General features: G+C 71.0%; 15 protein-coding genes. All 15 read left to right on the top strand.

The window, feature by feature from the left end:
• Positions 1 to 9 precede the first annotated feature (9 nt).
• The 15 genes from VZL07_RS38290 to VZL07_RS38360 all read left to right on the top strand — a co-directional run bounded on the left by VZL07_RS38290 (position 10) and on the right by VZL07_RS38360 (position 23755).
• Positions 10 to 465 (top strand): phage tail protein, encoded by a 456-nt coding sequence (locus tag VZL07_RS38290; RefSeq protein ID WP_426752921.1) that lies wholly within the window; start codon positions 10 to 12, stop codon positions 463 to 465.
• Between the two features lie 28 nt (positions 466 to 493).
• On the top strand, positions 494 to 2062 hold the full coding sequence (locus tag VZL07_RS38295; RefSeq protein ID WP_426752922.1) for a phage tail sheath protein: 1569 nt from the start codon (positions 494 to 496) through the stop codon (positions 2060 to 2062).
• A complete protein-coding gene (locus VZL07_RS38300; RefSeq protein ID WP_426752923.1) occupies positions 2059 to 2538 on the top strand; it encodes a phage tail protein in 480 nt (159 codons plus the stop codon). Before VZL07_RS38295 ends, VZL07_RS38300 begins: the two co-directional genes overlap by 4 nt.
• A 6-nt stretch (positions 2539 to 2544) precedes the next feature.
• Positions 2545 to 3999 carry a hypothetical protein gene (locus tag VZL07_RS38305; protein ID WP_426752924.1) on the top strand — a complete coding sequence of 485 codons (1455 nt, stop codon included), beginning with the start codon at positions 2545 to 2547 and terminating at the stop codon, positions 3997 to 3999.
• A 195-nt stretch (positions 4000 to 4194) separates the two neighbouring features.
• On the top strand, positions 4195 to 5271 hold the full coding sequence (locus VZL07_RS38310) for a phage late control D family protein (RefSeq protein WP_426752925.1): 1077 nt from the start codon (positions 4195 to 4197) through the stop codon (positions 5269 to 5271).
• Positions 5268 to 5966 (top strand): phage baseplate assembly protein V, encoded by a 699-nt coding sequence (locus tag VZL07_RS38315; protein WP_426752926.1) that lies wholly within the window; start codon positions 5268 to 5270, stop codon positions 5964 to 5966. Before VZL07_RS38310 ends, VZL07_RS38315 begins: the two co-directional genes overlap by 4 nt.
• Positions 5960 to 7504: a hypothetical protein gene (locus tag VZL07_RS38320; protein WP_426752927.1), complete on the top strand. Its 1545-nt coding sequence runs from the start codon at positions 5960 to 5962 to the stop codon at positions 7502 to 7504. Before VZL07_RS38315 ends, VZL07_RS38320 begins: the two co-directional genes overlap by 7 nt.
• A gap of 7 nt (positions 7505 to 7511) precedes the next feature.
• On the top strand, positions 7512 to 7913 hold the full coding sequence (locus VZL07_RS38325; protein WP_426752928.1) for a GPW/gp25 family protein: 402 nt from the start codon (positions 7512 to 7514) through the stop codon (positions 7911 to 7913).
• Entirely contained in the window at positions 7914 to 10256 is a 2343-nt protein-coding gene (locus VZL07_RS38330; protein WP_426752929.1) for a putative baseplate assembly protein, read from the top strand.
• Entirely contained in the window at positions 10256 to 12676 is a 2421-nt protein-coding gene (locus tag VZL07_RS38335) for a phage tail protein (RefSeq protein WP_426752930.1), read from the top strand. The genes VZL07_RS38330 and VZL07_RS38335 overlap by 1 nt, the downstream gene beginning before the upstream one ends.
• Positions 12677 to 12681: 5 nt before the next feature.
• Positions 12682 to 13602, top strand: a complete 921-nt coding sequence (locus VZL07_RS38340; RefSeq protein WP_426752931.1) for a hypothetical protein — start codon at positions 12682 to 12684, stop codon at positions 13600 to 13602.
• Positions 13603 to 13629: 27 nt separating this feature from the next.
• On the top strand, positions 13630 to 15483 hold the full coding sequence (locus VZL07_RS38345; RefSeq protein ID WP_426752932.1) for a hypothetical protein: 1854 nt from the start codon (positions 13630 to 13632) through the stop codon (positions 15481 to 15483).
• Between the two features lie 3 nt (positions 15484 to 15486).
• Positions 15487 to 20007 carry a hypothetical protein gene (locus VZL07_RS38350; protein ID WP_426752933.1) on the top strand — a complete coding sequence of 1507 codons (4521 nt, stop codon included), beginning with the start codon at positions 15487 to 15489 and terminating at the stop codon, positions 20005 to 20007.
• Positions 20004 to 21785 carry a hypothetical protein gene (locus VZL07_RS38355; protein WP_426752934.1) on the top strand — a complete coding sequence of 594 codons (1782 nt, stop codon included), beginning with the start codon at positions 20004 to 20006 and terminating at the stop codon, positions 21783 to 21785. Before VZL07_RS38350 ends, VZL07_RS38355 begins: the two co-directional genes overlap by 4 nt.
• Complete coding sequence (locus VZL07_RS38360; RefSeq protein ID WP_426752935.1) at positions 21782 to 23755, top strand: ATP-binding protein; 1974 nt, start codon at positions 21782 to 21784, stop codon at positions 23753 to 23755. Before VZL07_RS38355 ends, VZL07_RS38360 begins: the two co-directional genes overlap by 4 nt.
• Positions 23756 to 23767: the final 12 nt, after the last annotated feature.

Raw genomic sequence — 23767 nt, forward strand, 5'->3', positions numbered from 1 at the left:
CTCGCCGCCATGCCCACTCGCCCCACGCCCTATGGCGCTTTCAATTTCGAGATCAGCTTCGATGGCACGTCCTTCGGTGGATTCTCCGACGTGTCCGGACTGAGCACCGAGGTCACCGTCTCCGAGTACCGCGACGGCACCGACCCGGAGAACCACGTGCGAAAGGTGCCCGGCACCTTCAAGACGGGCGACGTCACCCTCAAGCGTGGCGTCGTCGACTCGAGGGCCATCTGGACGTGGGTGGAGGACGTGCGCCGCAACGGCCCGCTGGGCCGCAAGGCCGCCGTCACCATCCGCTTGCTCGACGAGGCGCGCAACCCCGTGCAGTCCTGGAAGCTGGTGAACGTCACGCCCCTGAAGTTCACCGGCCCCACGCTGGCCGCCAAGGGTGGCGGAGACGTGGCCATGGAAGAGCTCGTCCTGGCCGCGGAGACGGTGCGGATGGGCTTCCCGGACGTGGACTGAGCGGAGCAACAGGGGGAGCTCCCGGGCCATGCGGCGACTGACCTTCGAAGTCACAGAACGCGTGGCGCCCACCGCGCCCGAGCGGATGGACGTGGCCCTCTTCGTGGGCTTCGTCCGCCGCCGGCCGGGTGCGTCCGTGCCCGCCGCGCTGTCTCGCTACCTGTTCGAGCAGGGTTGGATGACCGCCCCCACGCTCCGCGTGGACCCCAACGACGCGCAGGACCCGCTCACCGACGTCCCCCTGCCCCTGGAGAGCTTCTCCGCCTTCGAGCGCCTCTTCGACTGGAGGGCCCGCACCGGAACCGCTCCCGACGAGGCCACGGCCCTGGGCGCAGCGGTGCAGGCCTTCTTCGTCCAGGGCGGGCGCAAGTGCTACGTGGTGCGCATGGCGGACCCGCTCGCGCCGGGAGCGGAGCGCGCCACGCGGCTCAGCCAGCTGAACCTGCTGCTGCCGGGCAGCCGGTTGCCCGCGCCTCCTGGCATGGAGGACCCCGCCTCCGCCGTGGACCGCACGACGTGGCATGGCGCGGCCCACCTGTTCGGCCTGCAGGATGTGTCCTTCCTCTGCCTTCCAGACCTGCCGGAGCTGGTGGCGGATGCGCCCGAGCCACTCCCCATCCCCCGTCTGCCACCCGCCGGTGCCCCGGGGTTCGTGGAATGTGCCGCGCCCGGTGCCTCCAGCGGGCCCGAGTGGAAGACGCCGGAGCGCGCGGCGCCTCGCTGCGGACTCACCGCCTACCTGGACTGGGCGGCCTTCCTCGCCGTGATGGCCGAGCTTCTCCGTGACAGGCGTCTGCGGGAGACGCATCTGGTCGCCGCGCTACCGCTGCCCTCGCCGAGCCTGGTCTTCGATACGCCGACGGGCAAGCGCGCGGCGACGCAGGACCTGGGTGGGTTCCTCCATGCCAGCGGAGTGCTCACCCCGTTCCAGAGCGCGTTCATCCAGCTGGCCTTTCCGTGGCTGCGGACCGCGGTCTCGGAGGGACTGCCGGAGCGGCTGGCGCCCCCCGACGGGGCGCTCGCGGGAGTGCTGGCGCGCAACGCGCTGCTTCGCGGCACCTTCCGCAGCGCACTGGGCCAGGGACTCGCCGAGGTTCGCGAGGTCTTCCCAGTCCCGACACGCCTGGACCAGGAACCGCGCGAGCCGGGCTCGCCGCTGCGCGCGCTCGGCGAGCGCGTCTCGCTTCTGGGGCCAACGCCCCGTGGGATGCAGGTGCTGTCCGACGTGACGTCCAGCCCCATGGGCAGCCACCGACAGGCGCCGGTGAGCCGGCTCATCTCCTCGGTGCTGCGCGCGGCGAGGCAGCTCGGCGTGGACCTGACGTTCTCCCCTTCCCATGAAAACACCTGGTTGGCGCTGCGATACCGGATGGAGTCCGTGCTCGGCCGCTACTTCGCGGAGGGAGCCCTGCGAGGAGCGACGCCGCGCGAGGCGTTCTCCGTGCGGTGTGACCGGACGACCATGACGCAGGACGACCTCGACAACGGGCGGCTCATCGCGCGGGTGGAGCTGGCCCCCGCGGCGGCAATCGAACGGGTGCAGGTCCTCCTGTCCGCGCTTGAGGGTGGCGTGTCACTCCAGGAGGAAGCCGCATGAGCGGAGACCTCTGGCCACTCCACACCTTCCGCTTCGAGCTCAGCTTCCAGCCCGAGCCACTGTCGGGCAGCGGCTCGGAAGAGGCTCCCGTGGACGGTGCCTTCTCCGAGTGCACGGGATTGGAGGCCACCATGGAGCCGAAGGCCATTCGCGTGGGCGGCCACAACCTGGGAGCCGTGCAGCGCGCCGGGCCGGTGAGCTTTGGCACCGTGGTGCTCAAGCGAGGCCTCTCGTCGGGCGGCCGGCTCGCCCGCTGGTTCACGCGGGTGACGGGTGGCGACTACGGATACCGGTGCACCGTGCGAATCCGCCTCAAGGCCCCGTCGGAGGACGGAGGGACCCAGACGGTGCTCACCTACAAGCTGGAGCGCGCCATGCCGGTGAAGTTCAAGGCGGCCGACTTCAACGCCCGGGCCACGGACGTCGGCATCGAAGAGCTGCACCTCGTGCACGAAGGACTCTCCCTGGAGGACTAGCGCGCCATGCCTGACACCACTCCCGAGAGCGCGAGCTTCATCAACGAGAGCAACGGCGAAGAGGTGCTGGTGCACTTCAACCCGAGCTCGCTCCAGTACACCGTCAACAACAAGCTCCAGAACGTCCAGGGCCAGGAGAACCAGCAGTTCGTGTCGGAGAGCAGCGCGAAGCTCACCATGGAGCTTGTCTTCGACACCACCGGCACGGGCGCCAACGTCTGCGACCACACGATACGGATTGCCCAGTTGATGGGCGCCAAGAGCCAGATTCCCCCGGACGTCACCTTCCGGTGGGGCGCCTTCGAGTTCACCGGCCTGGTGGACACCTATCGGGAGACCATCGACTTCTTCGCCTCCGACGGCATTCCGCTGCGCTCGACCGTCTCGGTGGGAATGACGCGACAGCAGCGCGTCTTCTCCAGGGGGGCCGAAGGCGAGAGCTCGCGGCAAATGGCCGCTGCGCGCAACCAGCCGATCTCTCGCGCTGTCGCGGAGCAGAACAGTGAAGACAATCCGCGCTTCCCCAGCCAGGACGTGATGACCGTCGACCCCTCCGTTCCGCTGGCCCCGCCCTCGGCGTTCGCCTCGGGCGGAGTCGGAGGAGCCTTGGGCGCGGGGGTCGGCTTCGGCGTTGGAGGTGGCATCAGCGCTGGGGCGGGCTTCGGCGTGGGCGGTGGAATCGGGCTGGGAGCGGGGTTCGGGGGTGGGCTCAGCGCGGGGGCCGGGTTCGGCGTCGGTGCTGGGTTCAGCGCGGGTGCCGGGTTCGGCGTCGGTGGCGGGTTCAGCGCGGGTGCTGGGTTCGGCGTCGGTGGTGGGTTCAGCGCGGGTGCTGGGTTCGGCGTTGGGGGTGGAATTGGGGCGGGAGCGGGGCTTGGTGGTGGGCTCAGCGCGGGAGCGGGGCTCGGCGTTGGCGGTGGGATTGGCGCGAGTGGCGTGTTCGCCGCGGGCGGTGGCTTCTCTGCCGGAGGCGGCTTCTCCGCGGGGGGTGGATTCCTGGCCGGCGGAGCGTTTGCGGCCGGTGCGGGCGTTTCAGCCGGTGCCTCGTTCGGAGGCAGCGCCTCGTTCAACGCGGGCGCCATGGCGGGAGCTTCCGCCTCGTTCGGCGCGAGTGCGTCCGCATCGAGCCCGATCTTCTCCGCAGGGGCCTCCTTCACCGCTGGAGCCAACTTCCCCGCGACCACAGGGGCGTCCGCCTCCGGCTGGACCGCGAATGCCTGGTATGGCGCACAGTCCTCCGCGGGCCTCTCGGCCACAGCAGGCGCGTTCGCGGGACTGCGTGCCGGCCCTCCACGCAGCTCTGTCCGCATGGAGACCGTGCGTTCCACCGGCCACGTGGACACCTACACCTACGAAACCACCGGAGAGGGCCGCTTCGAGCTCGGAGGGCGCGCCCAGGTCACCACGCCCCGCTTCAGCGCCACCGCATCCCCCCGGGGCCGCCTCCGCTTCGAGGGAGATTGAGTCATGTCCATCGTCTTCGATGAGGTCCAAGGGTCCGTCGTCTCGGGACGCCCGCCAGACGCGGGCCAGCGCCCGACGACGGAGCCCGCGCTCACGCCGCCTCCCGCGGATCCCACATCAATCGCCCGCTCCCTCCGGCTCATCACGCAACGCAAGGCCCGCCTTCTCGCCGACTGAGTCCGCTCACTGCTCCCCATGCCTGACGCCACGACACAGACAGAGCACCACCGCCCCACGGTGCGCATCTTCGGCAGGGCCGACGCGCGGGTCACCGGTCTGGTCAGCAGCATGCGGCTGGATGAGACCGAAGGCGGCCTATGCTCGCTCGAGCTGCGCTTCGAGGCCCTCGCACGCTATGCCGACGCCGAGGCCGAGCTGGTCTTCGAGGACGAGCAACTGGTCCGGCTGGGTGCCCCCATCGGCATCTACACCGGCCCCGAGAGCGCCCCTCAGGAGATCTTCCGCGGCGTCATCACCGGAATCGAGGCCGTGTTCGTGCACGACTCCGCGCCGGAGTTCGTCGTGCTCGCCGAGGACGCGCTCCAGAAAGCGAGGCTCGCGCGGCGCACGCAGGTCCACGACGCTGTCACGCTGGCCGAGCTGGCGGAGAACCTCGCGCGGGACCTGGGCCTGACTCCCGTCATCACAGGCCTTCGGGAGCCCCTGGGCCTCCAGGTCCAGTGGAACGAAAGCGACCTGGCCTTCATCCGGCGACTGCTGGCCTCTCGGGATGCGGACCTGCAGGTGACGGGTGACGAGCTCCACGTCTCGCCACGGAGCGAGGTGCGCCGGGGCACCCTGGAGCTGAACCTCTACTCCGAGCTGCGCCGGGTGCGCGTCACGGCGGACCTGGCGCATCAGGCCACCGAGGTCACCTGCGCCGGGTGGAACGCCATCCAGGGAGCCGCGGTCTCCGGCCGGAGCGCCGGCTCGCGTCCCGGGCCTGGCGCGGGCCGCACTGGCGCGGAGCTGCTCCAGCAGACGCTGGGCCCTCGGAGAGAGCACCTCGGCTCGCTCCCCGTCTCCACCAGCGAGGAAGCCACCGCCATCGCCAGGGCCGCCTTCGACGCGCGCGCCCGGCGCTTCGTCTGCATCGACGCCACCGCGGAGGGCACGCCCGCGCTGCGCGTAGGGACTCACGTGAGGCTCAGCGGCCTGAGCGCTCGCTTCGACAACACCTACTACGTGGTCCGTGCCAGCCACCGCTACGACACCCTCCACGGCTACGAGACGGACTTCGAGGCCGAGTGCGCCTTCCTGGGAGAGCCATGACCGACACCGCACACGCCCGGGAGCGAAGCCTGCTGGGTGCCCTGCACAGCACCTATCTGGCGAAGGTCGTCTCCGTGGAGGACCCCGACCACCTGGCGCGCGTTCAAGTCCGCCTGCTCACCGCGCCCGAGGGCCTGGCCGATGCGGACGTGGCCTTGTGGGCGCGAGTCGCCGTGCCGTTCTCCGGCAGTGGCTGGGGCGCGCTCTTCCTCCCGGACAAGGATGACGAGGTGGCCGTGGTCTTCGCTGGCGGTGACCCGCGCCAGCCGCTCGTCGTGGGGGGCCTGTGGAACGGGAGCGCCCGTCCGCCGGAGACGCCAGGTGGAAACCGCGTGGACCGCTACGTCATCAAGGCCCGGAACGGCAGCCGCATCGCCATCGTCGAAGCGAGCGAGGGCACCGCGCAAATCTCCCTGGAAGTCCCCGGCGGCGTGAGCGCCACGCTGAACCAGGCCAGAGAGGGCGAGCTCACGCTGGAAGCAGCGGGCAACACCGTCACGCTCAACTCGCAGGGCGTCACCGTCCGTGCCGCGACCAAGGTGAGCGTCACCGCCAGCGAGGTGGAGGTGAGCGCCGGTCAGGTCACGGTCAACGCGGCGATGTCGTCCTTCACGGGCGTCGTGAAGTGCGACGTGCTGCAAGCCAACGCGGTGAAAGGCGTGTCGTACTCGCCAGGGGCGGGCAACGTATGGTGAGCCATCCCGTCAAGCTGCGCGGCCTCGTCTTCGACGGCGCTACCGGAGCCCCGCTGGCGGCCCAGCGCGGCGCCCCCGCGTTCCTCGAACGGCAGGACCAGGAGTTCGTTCAAGCCATCTTCGGCGAGCTCAGGACCGAGGAAGGCCGCAAGGCATTGGCAGGCACCGTCATCTCCGACGGGACGCTCCCCTCCGAGGCCCTCAAGCTGCTCCAGCCCGTTCACGGCGTGTTCAACGTGGCCCTGCTGGAGGCCTGCTGCGACGTCTTCGGCGAGCCTCGGGTCGAGGCGACCCGAATCGAAAGCGCGGGGCTCGTCATCCGCCGAGTGGGCGTGGGCAACACGCGCGAGGCCTGGGTGCGGCGGGACGGCAAGGTCGCTGGCTGGGTCACGCTGGAGGGCGAGGAACTGGAGCGTGACCCCGACCCGAGCCGGCGCGAAGGGCCCTCGGGCCCCGGCCCCGCGGACGTCCGACGCGAGCTGCTGCGCCTCATGCGGGCCACCAGCCGGGACCAGGAGACCGTGACGTCGCTCTTCATCGCGCCGCCCGACGCATGCGCCGCCGCGAAGCGCACCGTACTGTACGGACTGCTCCAGGTGGCGAGCGGTGAAGCACCGGAGGGCGCGTCCACCACGGCGCCCGCTTTCGACGACGCACAGGTGCGGAGCCTGCTGTCCCCCTACTTCGCCACGGGCAAGGCGGTGGACTGGACGGGGCTCGAAGGCCTGTCGGTCACCTACCAGGACGTCGCGCAGCGCAGACTGCCGCAGGCGACGCACGACAAGCTCTCCCTGTTCATCGACTTCCTGCGCGGGCTGGTCGCGGTGTTCGACGCCTTCCAGGTGCCCGCGCTCATGACGGCGATGAACCGGGTGCAGCTCGACTATGGCAACGGCCAGAAGCAGCCCGCGGGCACGGCGCTCTCCGGACTGGCGGACGTGCTCGTCCAGGGGAAGGCGGGCACGGTGGTGCTGCCGCGGTCGTGGACGCAGCCCAATGCCTCGGATGCCGCCCAGGTCCTTCAGGCGGCGAAGGCCGCCACCGCGCCGCGGATGCGGGACCTCATTCCACCCGAGCGTCGCTTCGAGCGGCGGGGCGCGCGCTACGTGGCCAAGGCCTTCGTCCGGGTGTACCGCGAGGATGGCTGCCCGCCCGCCATCGTCTGGAGCGAGGAGAGCGCCCTCTTCACCATCGCCGCCTGGCACGAGCGCGGGAAGCTGCCGCCCGTCCTCATCCCGCTTCCGTCGCTCAAGGACCTGAGCGCCTTCAAGCCCAACGTCACCTTCCAGGTGCCGCCGGGGCTGAACGAGCTGCTGAACAAGAACTCGCCGAAGGACTTCCTCGAGGGCTCGGCCAGCTCCCCCTCGGGTCAGGGCATCGGGTGGCTGTGCGGGTTCAACATTCCCATCATCACCCTCTGCGCCTTCATCGTCCTCAACCTCTTCCTGTCGCTGCTGAACATCGTCTTCTTCTGGATTGCCCTCATCAAGATCTGCATCCCCATCCCCGCCTCGCTGCGCGAGCGGTTCGAGGACTGACCGCGCCATGAGCCCGAAGCTTCCCGACAGGCGTCCTCCCGTGGGCTTCCCGCTGCGGCTCGTCCCGGACGAGCGCGGTGAGCTGGCGTTTCCTTCGCTGGAGGCCAGCGTGCGTCAGTCCATCGAGGTCATCCTCCGCACGCGCCCCGGCGAGCAGCTCATGCGACAGGGCTTCGGCGCGGGGCTGGAGCGGATGATGGGACAGCCCAACACCGTGTCCACGCGCCGACGCATCCAGGAGCTGGTGCAGCGCGCGCTCACCGAGTGGGAGCCGCGCCTGGAGCTCATCCGCGTGGACGTGGTGGAGCTGGCGGACCTGCCCACCCAGGTCCGCGTGGAAATCGTCTACCGCCTGCGCCGCACGGGTGACGTGCAGCAGCTCGGGCTCGCCATGGACCTCGGAGGCTAGATGCCCATCATTCCTCCCCGACTCGACGACAGGAGCTTCCCGGACCTCGTCGAGGAGCTGCTATCCCGAATCCCGGGCCATACCCCGGAGTGGACCCATGCCCGCGTGGGCGACCCGGGGCGCACCCTGCTGGAGCTCTTCGCCTGGCTGGCGGACTCCATCCTCTACCGCGCCAACCTCATTCCCGAGCGCCAGCGCCTGGCCTTCCTCCGGCTGCTGGGCGCGAGCCTGCGCCCCGCCGAGGCCGCCACCGGCGTGGTGAGCGTGCACTTCGACACCGACGTGCTCCAGCCTTCCGTGACGCTGCGGGCCCTCGCCTCGCTGCGCAAGCCCGTGCCCTTCGAGACGCTGGACGAGCTGACCGTGGTGCACCTCACCGCGGAGGCGTACCGCAAGCGCCCGCTCACGGAGGCGGAGCGTCAGCAGCACGCTTCGATGCTGCCCCGGCTCGCCCAGGTCTATGGCCTGGACCCCAAGGCCCAGCACGGCTTCTACGCGACGACACCCGTCTTCCCGCTCGGCGCCGCCGACCCGCGCGGGCTGGACCTGGTGACGGAGACGGTGGACGGAAGCCTGTGGCTCGCGCTGCTCGCCCCCAAGGCGGAACACGTCACGGCCCTGCGCGAAGACCTGACGAAGGGGAACGGACAGGGGCCGCGCGTCCTCAGCGTGGGCGTCTCGCCCGTCATGGAGGTGCCCGCCCTGTCCGAGCTGCTCGGGACGCGTGGCCGGCTCCCGCACGTCTGGGAGGTGACAGGCACGCCCGCTACGGACGGGGCGCCGGTGTACCACCGGCTCACCGTCGTGGCGGACTCGACGCAGGAGCTGTCCCGCCGGGGCGTCGTACGGCTGCTGTTGCCCTCGGACCTTGGCGCGCCGGTCAACGACGTGAGGGCGGACACGCGCGCCGGCCTGGGCGACCGGCCCCCGCGACTGGACGACCCGAGGGTGGCGGCGCGGCTGGTGACCTGGCTGCGCCTGCGTCCCAGCGGAAGGCCGGAGCGCTTCGCCGTCGGCTGGGTGGACATCAACGCGGTCGAAGTGGACCAGCGCGAGACGACCGGTGGGCGCCTGATTGGCCAGAGCGACGGCAACGCGGAGCAGGAGTTTCGCCTGCCCTCCGGCTCCGTGGAGCGCGCGACCTTCCAGCTCTTCATCGAAGAGCCAGGGGTGGGCTACCGCGAGTGGCGGCTCATCGAAGACCTCGCGCTGGCCCGGCGCGACGAGCCCGTCTACGCCCTCGACACCGAGGCGGGCACCGTTCGCTGTGGGGACGGGGTGCGCGGACGCGTGCCTCCCGCGGGTGCCCAGGTGCTGGTGGCCCGGATGCGCAGCGGCGGCGGCGTCGCGGGAAATCTCCCGCCGGGCAGCCTGAAGGACATCAGCGCCTACCGGCTCGATGGAAGTCCGGCCCCCGGGCTGCGGGTGCACCAGCCGGAGCCCACGCTGGGCGGCCGGGACGCGGAGACGCTGGCGGAGGCCGAGCGCCGCATCCCCGCGCTGCTGCGCCACGTGGACCGGGCCGTGACGGAGGAGGACTACCGACGACTCGCGGCGACCACCCCCGGCGTGCAGTTGGGACGGGTGGAGGTGCTGCCCCGCTTCGAGCCACGGCGACGGCGAGACGGTGTTCCCGGTGTGGTCTCCGTCATGGTGCTGCCCACGGCCACGCGGCTGGAGGCGCCCTACCCGAGAGCGGACCGTCCACTGCTGGAAGCCGTCCACGCGTACCTGGATGCCCGCCGGCCGCTCACCACCGAGCTCTACGTGATTGGCTGTGAGTACGTTCCCCTGGGGCTCGGCGTGGGCATCACCGTGCGCGAGGGCTTTGGCAGGGAGACGGTGGTGCAGGCGGTGCGGCAGGCCGTGCGCCGCTTCATCTTCCCGCTGCCGGCGGGAGGCCCCACCGGCGAGGGCTGGCCGCTCGGCCGCGACGTCCAGGACCGGGAGCTCTACGTGGCGGTGGCGCAGGTCCCCGGCGTGGCCAGCATCGCCGGCGTGAGCCTCTTCGCCTGGGGAACGGTGACGCGCGTGCTGCGCGACCCGCGTCGCGCCGGAGCCACCGCCGACGTGGCGCGCTTCACGGTGGAGCCCCCCGCGGCGTCCGTCCGTCAGGCCGAGGGTCCGGTCAACCCGAGCTGGCTCCAGCTCAAGGGCAGCACGGCGACGACGCCGGTGGAGCTGTCCCTCGCGGACTGGCAGCTCCCGGAGCTGCTCAAGGTCGCCGTGAACGCCGACGGAGAGGTGCCGACGGTGCTTCACGGCATCGGCGATGAGGGCAGCGGAGGCATCGACTCCTCGCAGGCGGGCGTGGCGGTGCCCATGGTCCCCGAGGTCTGCTGATGGACGCCAACCGCCTCCGGTTCTACATGCTGGCGGACGCGTCGGACTGGCTCACGGAGAGCTCGGTCTCCGAGGGCGAGGTGTGCCTCTACGACGCGAAGCGCAGGACGCTCCGGCTGGGGAGCCTGGGGGAACTCCGCACCTTCGATGAGGCGCTCGACCTCGCGGTGCTCGAGCCAAGGCTCGCCCGCGTACCGGGCGCGGTGGACACCTTCGGCACGTGGGCCTGGTGGGACGACGTGGCCGGGCAGGTGCGCGCGGCAGGCGGGGGCGCTGGCACCACGCTGCGCTTCGAGCCCCCGCAGGTCGGCTTGTCCGGCGCGGTGACGGACCTGGCGCCCGGAGCCGGAGGCGTCCTCTACCTCGCGGTGGCCCAGCGCGTGGTGGCGCTCCACCTGCGCAAGGTGTGGCCCGCGGTGGTGTTCCCGGAGGAGGGTATCGCCGCGCGCCGCATCGCCGCGAACCCACGGGGTGGCGCCTACGTGCTGAGCGGCCCGCCCTCCTTCGCGCCCAACGCGCCTCCCGCCGTGCTCGGCCGCGTGGACGGGCAGCCGCTTCCGGAGGTCCTGTCGATTCCCTCGGGCGCCGGTCTGTTCCGTCCCATGGAAGAGAACCCGGACCCGCCTCGGACCCGGGTGCTGGAGACGCTCGCGTGGCCCGGCGAAGTGCCGGTGGCGCTCGCCTGCGACACCGAGGGACGGCTGGCGGTGCTGAGCTGGATCATGGACGCGAACCTCGCGGGGGTGCCTGAGGACGCGGCGCATGCACGGCTGCGCTTCTACACGAGCCGCTTCTCCGCGCCCGTCGCGCTTCCAGGCGTGCTGCGGCCCTTCAGTCTCGCGTTCCTCCCGGATGGCCGCGCCGTGGTGCTGTCGCTGCTCGGTGACGGCAAGGTGGAGGCAGTGGCCTACGCGCTCCCAGCCGGGGCGTCCGAGGCGATTCCGCAGGGGGACTACTTCCCGCTGCCCGGCCACGACGGCGGTCCCTTCCTCCAGGGCGCGCGGCCTCCGCACCACGCCGTCACCCCGGGACTGGCCGACATGGCGCCCGTGCCGCTTCAAGCCCTGTCCCTGCCCCGATGCGCCGAGCGAGGCCGTGCCTCCAACCCGCCGAACCGGCCCTTCGACTCGGGCGACGGGCGCACGGTGTGGCACCGCCTGTACGTCGAGGCGCTGCTGCCCCCTCGCACCGGCGTGCGCGTCTGGCTCGCCGCCACCGACGAGCCCCTGGCACCGCCCGCTGACTCGCCGCACTGGCACGAGCATCGCCTGGGCGTCATCCCCGAAGCCCCCGTCCATCCGGATGTCCCGCATGGGAGCTGGGTGCCGCTGCCGTCGGAGGTGCCCTTCCAACCGGAGATGCTGCCGGCGCCGCCCGCCCCCGGCGAGAGTGGATTGTTCACCGTCCTCATCCAGCGTGCCCACTCGAAGGTGCGAGCGCTCTCTGGGCGGTACCTCTGGGTGCGCGTGGAGCTGTTCGGCGATGGCCGGCGGACCCCCGAGGTGGGTGCGCTGCGCGCGTATGCATCGCGCTTCTCCTACGTGGACAACTACCTGCCGTCCCTCTATCGCGAGGAGCTCTTTGGCGAGGACGCGGACGCCCCCGGCCGGGCGACGCCCGCGGACTTCCTGGAGCGTTTCCTCGGCATCGTCGAGGGGGTGCTGACGCCCATCGAGGACCGCATCGCCCATGCGCACGTCCTCACCGACCCGGAGCACGTGCCGGGTGACTCGCTGGAATGGCTCGCGAGCTGGGTCGGCCTCTCCTTCGACCCCATCGTGGGCGAGCGTCAGCGGCGCGCGATGCTTCGCGCCGCGCCCGCGCTCTCCCGGCGGCGCGGCTGTATCGAGGGACTGCGTCTGGCGCTGGACCTGGTCACGGACGGCGCGGTGAACCGGGGCGCGGTCGTGGTGGTGGAGGACTTCCGGCTCCGGCGCACGCTGGCCACCATCCTCGGTGCGGACCTCGCGGACGAGGAGGACCCGTTGCTGCCGGGCCTGTCCCGGAGCGGGAACTCCTACGTGGGCGACACGCTCTTCCTCGGAGATGAGACGCGCAAGGAGTTCCTGGCCGTCTTCGGGGACGAGACGCTCCAGTCGCCCGCGGAGTCGGCGGCGGTGGAGCAGTTCCTGGAGCGCCTGGCCCACCGGCTCACGGTGCTGGTGCACCAGGGCACGGACACGCAGACCCTGGGCCTCATCCGGAAGGTGGCGGAGCAGGAAGCCCCCGCGCACGTGCAGGTCTCCGTCATCACCGCGAGCCGTCCGCTGCTCGTCGGGATTGCGTCGCTGGTGGGCGTGGACACCTACGTCGGGCCCTCCCCCGCCCCCACCTCGGTGCGGGTAGGCCACAGCGTGCTGGGGCTCGCGGACGTCATCGAGCGTCCGTCGAGCCTGGACCCCAGATTGGAAGGAGGTTGATGACCATGTCGCCCCCGAATGACGCCTTGCTCGACGCGGAGACGCGAGACCGGCTCCACTACGACACCGGCGTGCTCCTGGACGCGGGAGACTTCAGCGCCGAGCAGACCTATCACCGCGGCAGGCTCTCCCGGGCCCTGGCGTACCTCCATGGCATCGGGACGGTGGCCGGGCTGGAGGTGAGCCATTACGAGGGCACCGAGCCGGAGCATGAGGAGCTCCGGGTGTCCGCCGGGCTCGCACTGGACCCCTTCGGTCGGCTGGTCGAGGTGCCCACGGATGCGTGTCTCAAGCTGGACCGCTGGTACTGGCAGGAGCCGCTGGCGCTCGCCGACTTCGGCGTCTTCACACCCGATGAGTATCGGCTGAGCTCCGATGCCGCGGGCTTTCCGCCCACCGGCGTGGTGGCGGACCTGTTCCTGCGTTTCCAGCAGTGCGAGCGAGGCAAGACGCCCGCCTTCGCGACGGGCCCCTTCGACGCCATGGACGCCGTGGTCGCCTCGCGCATCCGCGACGGCTACGAGCTGCGACTGGTGCCGCGCTCCACGGCGCATCCCCCTCCGGAAGTCCCCGAGAGCCCCTTCCCGGACCCCGTGGAAGAGCCCGACCCGGTGCAGCGGCGCAGCAAGCTCCGGCAGGCCATCTTCAGCGCCTGGCGCGGCAGCCGCGCGCAGGAGCTGGCGAGGCTCTGGAACGACACCTTCATCCCGGCCTCGCTGCTGACGGACCCGACCCAGCCCGACCTGAAGATGCGGGACCCCGCGTGGGTCTTCCTCGCCCGCGTCGTCATCGGGGCAACGGAGGTGGAGGACGTGCGTGGCACCGAGGTGCGGCCCACGCGGCAGGGGAATGTCTACGTCGACAACCACCTGAGGCCCTTCAGCCTCTCGACCGCCGCGCTCGCCCGATGGATGGGCATCTTCTAGGCCCGACTCTCTCGAAGGGGGATAACCGTGTTCAACCCAACCAGTGGACCCGCCCGGGAGAAGCTCACCTGGGAGACGGCACAAGCGCTGGAGACCGCCCGGGCAATGGTGCACGACGACCGGCGCGTGCGCTCCTTCTTCTTCGACGGGCGCTTCCTCACCGCGAAGGACCTCACGCGGGAGCAGAACTACTTCCTCACGCGGCAGGCCGACCTCTCGCGGGCCAACGGCACCGGGGTGATGAACGGGCTGACCGTCACGCCCAGCCAGGACCGTACGACGCTCACCGTCCGCCTGGGCCATGGGCTCACCCCCGGCGGCGAGCTGGTGGTCGTTCCGCGTGACTTGACGGACATCCGCCTGGACGACATCCCGGAGATTCAGCGGCTGGACGCGGCCTTCGGGCTCGCCCCCGTTCCGCGTGAGCTGGCGCGGAGCCGCTCGGGGCTGTACGTGCTGGTGCTGCGCCCCGTGGAGTACACGGCGAACCCGATTGCCTCGTACCCCACCTCGCTGGGCGCCGCGCGGACCACCCAGGACGGCGACATCATCGAGGCGGTGGCGCTGACGCTCATCCCCTACCCGGACCCGGTGGGCGGCGGCACCTTCGAGACACGCCGCAGCCGCGCGGCCCATGAGGTCTTCGCCGGAGCGGGGATGCGCAACCTCCCCGTGGACGCGCTGCCACTGGCGATGCTGGCACTGGACCGGGGCACCCTCCGCTGGCTGGACACCTTCCTGGTGCGGCGTGAGGTGGGCGCCGAACAGCGCAGCGTGGTGGGCTTCGGCGTGGCTTCACGGGAGCTGCGTGAGGCACACGCGCTTCAATATCAGCAGCACCTGAAGGAGGTGCTCCAGGCGCGCCGCGCGGCCGGACAGAGCGAGCGGTTTCTCGCGAGCGAGCACTTCTTCTCGCTGCCGGCCGCGGGGCCCCTGCCCACGGCGGTCATCGAGGCGGGCAGCCTCACGGAGTTCTACTTCCCGCCCGAAGTGGACGTCGAGCTGACGGTGGTCGCCGAGGACGAGCTCGGCGCCATCCTCGACGAGTCCCTGCAACTGCCCCCTATCGACCTCACGCAGACCGGCGAGGCGCTGGAGTCGGTGTCCGTCCTGGTGATGGTGCCCGTGGCGCGACATGGCATGGCGCAGCGGCTGGAGGGGCTCCGCGAGGTGCTGCGCGCTGCGCCGCTCAAGCTCCGGGCGGCGGCGGTGGGCCAGGTGGCGCGGCGGCTGCCCGCGCATGCCCTGCTGGACCTCACGCGCCGCTGGCAGGCCCAACCCGCGCCCGAGCCGCCCGTGACGGATCTGGTGGACGCGGCGTGGAGCGAGCTGCTCTCCGGCTCGCGGACGCTCTGGTACGCCTGCCGGCGCAACCTGCCGCACCACCACTCCGCGGCGGGACAGCCGTTGCCCGAGCCGGAGGACCACGACGGCGAGCAGCACTTCGAGGAGCTCGTGAAGAAGCTCCGGCAGGCGGAGCTCTATGACGAGTTCTCCGCCCTGCCCCAGCGCGGCACCGCCATGGCCATTGGCCAGCTCGTCCCACGGCTCAACACGCTCGCCCACGGGACCACGCGGTGGCAGTTCGCAGGCCTGGCCTCCGCCACGCTGCGGTTGGCGCGCCTCCAGCACAAGGAGTACATGGCCGCGCTCAATCGCTTCCCGGCCACCGTGCAGCAGGGCCTGGCGAGGCTCGAGGCGGAACCCAGCCTCCTGGACGTGCCGCTGGCCACCCTGGCCGCGTCCTACCGGATGCCCGACATCGGGGCCTACGTGATGACGCTCGCCGCCGCTCCCTACGCCACGTTCGTGACGGAGCTGAAGAAGCTGCTGGATGAAGGCGTGTCGCTCGACGAGGCGTTCCTGACGCTGCGGAGCTGAGAGATGATTACCAAGCCGATTGCGGATCCGCTGGCCAACGAGCATGTGCTCCGCGTGGAGCCGCGCATGGCGCCCTTCGGCGTGGACGCCGACTGGCGCAGGAGGGCCCACTTCTTCACGGGACGCGCCGTGTCGGCGGACGCGCTCGCGATGGAGCAGGAGCATCGCGCGGGGAGGCTCGCGCTCCTGGGCCAGCACCTCACGCCGGGCATCGTCGCAGGCCTGGAGATTCATCTGGAGCGGGTGGACTCGCAGACCTTCATCCATGTCCGACCCGGCAGCGGCATCGCCGTGACAGGCGAGGACGTCATCGTCCGCCGCCAGCTCCGCGCCTCACTGGGAGCGATTCCCCTCTTCCCTGGACACCGGGACCCGTCCACGTTCTCCCTGGAGGCGCTCGTCAACGAGGAGCCCCCGGTGGACCCGCTGCCCTTTCCCAAGGCCGCGGTGCTGGTGCTGGTCCCCACCACGTCCGTGCTGACGCCACCGGCCTCGCAGACCGACGCCTGCGAGGTGGCCCCGGAGTCCTACGCCTTCGAGGACGCGGTGCGCACCGAGGGCGCGGCGCTGGTGCTCTGGGGGTGGCCCGAAGGCTGGGACATGCCGCAGGACTACTCCCTGCGCTGGCGCAGCAGGCTGGTGTACAGCCTCTTCGAGCGGGAGCGCCGGCGCCCGCGCGGAACGCTCGCCCCCTGGGAGCACGCGGGCGTTCCGCTGGGGCTGCTGGGCTTCAAGGAGGGTCCGGACGGTCCCGAGGTGTCGTTCGTCGACCGGCATGCGGTGGCGCGCGCGGGTGGACTGCCACGCGCGCGCACGCCGCTGGTGAAGTCCCGCGGCTCACCCGTGCTGTGGCAGGCGCGCATCCTCCAGTTCAATGACCACCTGGCGGAAGTTCCTCCCGAGCGGCTCGCCCAGGACAAGGCCATCCTCTACTTCCGCCGCCTGCCGCCCGTGGGCGTGTTGCCCCCGGACGCCGTGGACTACCGTGCCTGGACGCGGCGCTTCTTCCCCGACCAGTTCGAGCTGGAGGCGGTGCCCATTCCACTGGAGCAGCTCGACACGGTGGCGATGGCCAGCGCGGCCCTGGAGCCCCTGGATATCACCCGCGAGGAGCGCGTTCGCATCCTCGTCCCCGTGCCCGGCGCCGTCTACGAGCCGGGGCTGCTACATGACGCTCCGCTGGACCCCGCCTTCCTCGCCGCCATCGAGGAAGGACTTCAGCGCCTGGGCGGATGGCTGAAGCGGCGCCTCGTCGTTCGAGCGCGGATGAGCACCCTCAAGGACACGCTGTACGGCGCCACCGGCGACCACTATCCGCTGGTCGACCCGGAGGCCGACCCGGACGAGGACCGCTACATTCCCGCCGCCGACCCGACGAATCCCACCGAGGAGGATTACGGGACGTCGGGGGAGACGGTGCCCTCCGCCGAGGCCTATCTCCAGAACCACTTCGAGCCTTCCTGGGGACTGGCCGTCGATGCGCGCTCCGACCTGCTGCCTCGGCCCCAGACAGACCCGACGCCCCGGATGGAGTTCGCCGGGCAGCTCACCTCCGCGCCCGTGGTCATCTCCACCGAGGACCGCGCGCACGTGTTGTTCCGGGGACCGTTCTGGACGCTCGGCTACCGGACCTTCGACGGCCGGGCCTGGAGCAAGGTGACGCCCGTGCTTCAGGGACGAATCAGGTCACGCTCGATGCCCGTCGTGGCGATGTGGCCGCGCGGGCGGCTGGACGTCTACTTCCGGGACGACAAGGGCAACCTGCTCAACACCTACCTGGACACCCGTGTCAGCAATCAGCCCTGGAGCAGCCCGCGGATGCTGGCGAGCAACGTCATGGGAGATCCAGCCGCGGTGTCTCCGAACGAGGGCCGCACGGACGTCTTCTTCCAGGCCCCTCGCGGACAGGTCCTCTCGCTCTGGTGGATGACCGTCACCGCCACGCGCGCCACCGAGGCGAGGCCGTTCGAGACGCCGCTCACGTTCAAGGGCGAGCCCGTTTCGGCGGTGGTGTCACAGCGCCAGCTCATGACCTTTCTCCTGGACCCCCAGCACAACCTCCAGCAGGTCACCATCTCCGTGGACGCCAAACCTGGCGAAGAGGTCTGGACGAACCACGCGATGGGGCGGGACATCCGCTGGTTCAAGGCCTGCGCCTCACCGGATGACGGCACCGTGGACCTGGTCGCGCTCGCCGGCAGCTCCCTGCTGCACCGGCGCTTCGACGGCTCGGTGTGGAGCGACTGGAAGGACCTGGGCAGCGGCCATTCGCTCACCGCCGCGCTGTCCGCGCCGGGCAAGGGCGTGCTGGACGTCCTGTCTCGCGGGAGCAACGGGCGCATCCTGTACGCCCGGTTCGACGGCACCACCTGGACGCCCTGGAAGACGCTCGGCACCGAGGTGGCACGCTCCGCGCCCGCGGCCATCCGCCGGGGCGAGCACCTGGATGTGATTGCCAGGGCACGTGAGAACCTGCTCTGGCATCGACCGGTGCGCTCGCTCCTGCAGACCACCCAGCGAAAACTCGGCCTGCGCGGGTTGATGCGCGACCTGTCCGACCGCATCCAGCGGGTCGACGAAGCCGTGGACGCGGCCTTCCTTCAGGTCCAGTCGGAAATCCATCGCGTCCGCCAGCTCATGCTGGGCAGCACCGCCTCCGCGGTGATGACGGCGTCTCCCGTGTTGACCGACGTCGCCCAGGCCGAGACGCGTGTCGCCACGTTGACCGACGTGGAGAAGTTCATCGGGGTCCTGAACGCGAAGCGCAAGGTGAGCTGGTCCACGGTCCGCTTCCTGGAGCCCACCAACCTCCGGGACCGGCTGCTGAAGGTCTCGCCCGTCATCGGCACGCTTCACTCGGCGATGGCCATCAAGCGAGAGGTGCTTGGCAAGCTCTTCACGCTGCTCTCCGGCATGGAGTTCAACCTCGAAGGCGTGCAGGTCCCCAACGTCAAGGTCCCCCCGTGGCGGAGGTCTCGCGTGCCACCGGTAACCGGCGAGCCAACGCCCACGCCCACCCAGGAGCAGCGCATTGGCGTTCCGTTGAGCGAGCTGCGCGTCCTGACCGCGGAGGATTGGGGCCAGGTGTTCACCGACTACGTGGCGCCCCGGGTGCCCGCGCGAGCGGAAGAGGCCACCTACTTCTCCATGTCCGTGGCCCAGCTCGAAGACGTCCTGGCCGTGCTGCGGAACCTCGAGGACCGTGTCATGCGGTACAAGGAGGCCCTGGACGAAGGCGGGCGGTTGGTGAGCGTGCTCCAGGCGCATGAGACGCGGGGAGGCGAGCGCCTGACGGTGATTGGCACGGAAGTCTCCGAGTCCCGCCAGGACGTCATGGTGGCGCGCGCGCTCCTGGCCGAGGAGCAGGCCCGGCTGGAGCGCATCAACGTGCGGCGAACCCAGGTGCTGCGCGAGCATGTGCGCTTCCTCGTCTACCACCGGCCCCGGGAGCAGGTCCTGGACCGGGCCACGCCCGTCCGCGCGCTGGATACCGGCATCTACGAGTCGGAGCTGCCCGCGGCGCTCGCGGAGACACGCGCCGCGCCTCCGGAGCTCTGGGCCCTCATCCAGCTCCTGCGCGACGCACCGCTGGACTGGTTCGCGCAGGGGCCCGTGCTGTTCCAGCGCCTGGACCGGCTGGACCTCGTCCACCGGACCCTGGAAGGGGCCCGGCAGCGCGCCACCACGCGCGTGCCTCCCGTCCTGCCCCAGATAACCCGCGCGCCCAGCCGCTCGGGTGAAGGCATCAGCCGGGTCTTCACCGCCCAGAGCCAGCGTGTCTCCCAGGCCCGGGTCGTCACCGCCAACCTGGAGCTGGCCAGCCTCGTCCACCGTGGCTGGGCAGAGCTGGTGAAGCTGGCGGTGCCCATCACTTCGTTCGGCGACCTGATGGACACCGCGCATGGGCGGCCGGACGTCGCGCAGGCCGCGGCCCGCGAGCTGGAGAGCATCGCCAAGGTGGCCACGTACCTCTACTTCCTCTTCGGCGAGGTGCCTCCACGCGTCCGGATGGAATGGGCGTCGATGCTCAGTGAGTACGACGCGCCGTGGGACCTGAGGGACCTGGCCCTGCTCCCCCAGTGGAACATGCTGGAGGTCACGGGCCGGCGCCAGCTTCAGGAGCTGGTGGACTGGCTGTTCGCCCAGATGAACCCATCGCGCGGCGAGGCCGTGGCGCTGATGAACGACCTGGTGCGCTCGGCGCTGCTGCTCGCGAGCCATGCCCCGGTGGGAGAAATCGTCGCCGGGCACCTGCCGAAGCCAGCCCCCGCGAGGGTGGGTACGGTGCTGGACCTCCACGTGGATCCTTCACGCATCCGCGTCGGCACCCACGTGCTGCTCGCCTCCGGCGTTCACACGGTTCAGGCCGTGGTGGAGGACCTGGGCACCGGCACGGCCCGCGCGCGTGTCTTCTCCACGAGCGCGGAGCGTGTGAACCTCGCGGAGAAGACGGTGGCGAAGTTCTCCGAGCCCGAGCAGCGCGGCGCCCTGCTCCCGACGCCGCGCCGGACACTGCTCCGGTGACGTCGGAACGACGGGTGCGCAGCGTGAAGCTCGCGGCGCCGAGCCGTGCGCTCGTCCAGAGAGGGGCGGTCCTCCTGGAGGACGCGCTGCGCACCGCATCGCTCCCGGATGCTCCCGGGGGTCGGGTGCTGATCATCCGCCAGCTGGCGCTCGGGACGATTCACGCGGACCGCAGTCCCGCCGCGCTCTCGCTCGTCGTGGAGGAACGCGTGCGCGAGCTGTCGCTGCTCGCAGTGCATGCGACGTCTCCGTCCGCCACCACCGCGCCAGCGGTCTACTTCCGGGATGAACTGGAACCCTTCGTGGTGCTGGCCACCCGGCTTGCCCGCGGGCTGCCCCTGGACGCCTGGTTCTGGCGGCTGGCCGTTCCGGGACTGCAGCCCGGGACGTCACGGGATGACGGGCTCCGCCTCGCGCTCGCCAGCGCCTTGCGGACCCGGACTGGCCATGCCGCCGCGGTCACGCTGGTCGCCGAGCTGCAGGCGCTCGGCGCGGTGGCGCCCCTGCTGGGCGCGCTGCGATGGCAGGATGGACCCGCGCTCGCCCGGGCGTGGTGGGGGCATCTGCCGTCCCGTCCGGAGCCACGACGCCCTCTGGACGACACGGGCTCGACGGAGCAGGTCTCCGAGCCGCTCCGGAGCACGCTCTCGCGCTGGGTACAGACCTGGGGAGCCAGTGACGCCCGTGCGTTGTGGCTGGCCGCGGTGGCCCTCTGCGCGCCCCTGCCCTCCCGGGTGGCCGCGCCCGACCTTCCGTCACGGGCGTGGCGGGTGCTGGGGGCACTCCAGGCTTCCCCAATGGCCCCCCTGACCAGCCCCCGGGAGCCGCTGCGGCAGCTCCCTCTGATGCCGGATGTGCCCTCAACCTCCGCAGGTACGCGTGTGGCTCCAGGCACCGCGCCGCCGTCGCCGCTCTCGCGGGAGGCTCATTCCGGTGCGCTCCCCGCGGACATGGTGATGAAGCCCCTGGAGGCCAGGCCCGCGTCCTCGGAGGATGCGCTGGCGGCTTCCAGACCGCTGCCGACGACACGCTCCGGACTCATGGACGCCGACGGGGCAGTTGAAACACGAGAGGACACGCCCCCGTTCCACCTGACGGATGAGGCACTGCCCACAGTCGCGGGCGGGCTGCTCTTCCTCGTGCCCATGCTGAACGCGCTGGGACTGGTGGAGTTCCTCGAGGGCCACCCGGCCCTTGCCGACCTCGGCATCCCGCAGCGCTTCCTTCGTCACGTCGCAGAGCGCCTGGGCGTCCCCTCGACAGACCCATTGCTCAGCGCGCTCCAGGAGGGCACTGCGGAGCCTTTGCCGGAGCGCAGCCCCTTCACCTTCCCCGACCGCTTTCAGGCAGTCGTTGGCGCGCAAGCACCGTTCCGTCTCGTTCGCGAGCCCACAGGGCGCTGTGTTGCCTTCGATGCACGGCACCGGATACCGCTCGCCGTGACGTCCCATGGCGGGACGCTGCCCCCACCCTTCGCGCAGTGCCTCACGGAGTTCCTCGCGCATCGACTTCCCTGGGATGACGCCACCCTCATGGTGCGCGCGGCCCTGCTCGCGGTGGGCCGCCTCACACGACGGCGGGCCCACATGGGGCTGAGAGCGCTCGTCCTCCGTCCCGGCCGCCTCGTCGCCACCCGCACGCACCTGGACATCGTCTTCGCGGCCTCGCAGGTGGATCTCCGCATCCGTCGCGCGGGACTCGACATCAATCCGGGCTGGGTTCCCTGGCTCGCCCGCGTCATCCAGTACCACTATCAATACGACGAGACCGGAGCATGACGACGTCCTCCCTGCCCCTTCGCACCTCGGTCCTCGCGGCGTTGGCCCTCACACAGGGTGACGCGGCGGATGGAGAAGCCATCGAGCTGCGCTTCCTGCGACAGCACCTGGATGCAACGGGGCAGGACTGGGTCGCTCGCGCACGGGAGAGCCTCGCTCATCCAGGCGCCGAGGATGCAGGGCTCGTCCTCCTCGGCGAAGCGCTCGGGCTCTCCCTGGTGGAGCTCCTGGCCGTGGTGCTGGTCGCCGCCGTCGAGCAGGACCCGATGGTGGGCCGAGTGGTCGCGTACCTTCAGGCGCCCGTGGGGGCCTCACGGCCAACGCTCGGCCTGGTAGCCAGCGCGCTGACACCGGCCGCGCCCGTGGACCAGGAGGCCCTGCAGCTCCTGACCGCTGGAGCCGCGCTGGGCAGCGGGCTGCTGACGCGCCTCCGGGAAGAGCTGCCCCTGTGCGAACAGACGCTGGCCATGCCGCTGCCACACTTCCTGGCGCTGTCCGGCCATGACGTCACCTGGCCCGGGGCGACGCTCGGCTCGGCCCACGCCATGGACGTACTACTGCCGCCCTCCATCATGGACGGCGTGCGCCGGTATGCGCGCTTTCTCGCGGACAAGCCCCGGTCGACACTCGTGCTGCGCGGAACGTCTCTCTCTGAAACGCGCACCGTGGCGGCCGCGGTCGCAAGGTCGCTCGGGCGCACGCCCCTCTTCCTCGGAGCAGAGCAGCAGGCGGGCTTGGGACCCTTCCTGATTCAGCGAGGGTTGCTCCCCATCCATGTCCACGACCTCGCGCCCGGCGAGCGGAAGCTGCTTCCCAGCTTGCCGTACTACGGCGGCCCTGTGCTCGCCATCACTGGTCCAGAGGGCACGCTCGACGCTACGGACCGAGCGGTGTTGCGCTGGTCGATTCCGAGGCCCCCCAGAGAGGAGCGGCGGCTCCTGTGGGAGGCCTCCCTGGGCGCACCGGAGCTCGCGGAGGAGCTGGCCCGACGGCACCGTCAGGGCGCTGGACGGATTGCGCAGCTTGGCCGGCTGGCGCGGCAGAAGGCGGAGCTGGACGGGCGGCAGGCGCCCGAGCTCGATGACGTGCTCGCAGCGGCGTGGGTGGCGGAATCCGAGGGCCTGAGCACGCTCGCGGAGCCGCTGATGGACACCATCCACGACGACGCCATCGTCCTCGTGCCCCAGGTGAAGCGGGAGCTGGAGCTGCTCCTCGCGCGGTGCCGCGCTCGGGACGATCTGGTCCAGGGCCTGGGCCCATCCGCGACGGTGCGCTATCGCGCGGGTGTCCGGGCGCTCTTCATGGGCGCGTCAGGCACGGGCAAGACGCTCGCGGCGGGTTGGCTGGCCACGAAACTCGGACTGCCGCTCTACCGGGTGGACCTGGCATCCGTGACGAGCAAGTACATCGGCGAGACGGAGAAGAACCTCTCGCAGCTCTTCGCTCGGGCCGAGCATGCCGACCTGGTTTTGCTCTTCGATGAGGCGGACTCGCTCTTCGCGAAGCGCACCGACGTGAAGGACTCGAATGACCGCTTCGCCAACGCACAGACGAACTACCTGCTCCAGCGAATCGAGGCCTTCGATGGCGTGGCCATCCTGACCAGCAACAGCAAGAGCCGGTTCGACTCAGCCTTCACGCGCCGCCTCGATGCCATCATCGACTTCACCCTGCCCGGGCCCGCCGAGCGGCGCGCGCTCTGGACCACGCACCTGGGCATGGCGCACGAGCTTCCCGCCAAGGAACTGAGTCGGCTGGCAGCGACGGCAGACCTGGCCGGAGGGCAGATTCGCAACGTGGTGCTGACGGCCGCGCTCATCGCGCGTGAGGCGGGGCGTCCCATCCAAACACCGGACGTCCTCGAAGCACTCGTGCATGAGTACCGGAAGCAGGGCCGTGAGCCCCCCTCCGAGCTCCGCGCCACGCCCCTTGGTGCCGGTGGCGGCACCCGCGACACATCGCGCCGCTAGCGCGGAAATCTG

Source organism: Pseudomyxococcus flavus, from assembly GCF_050038885.1.
Lineage (GTDB): Bacteria > Myxococcota > Myxococcia > Myxococcales > Myxococcaceae > Myxococcus > Myxococcus flavus.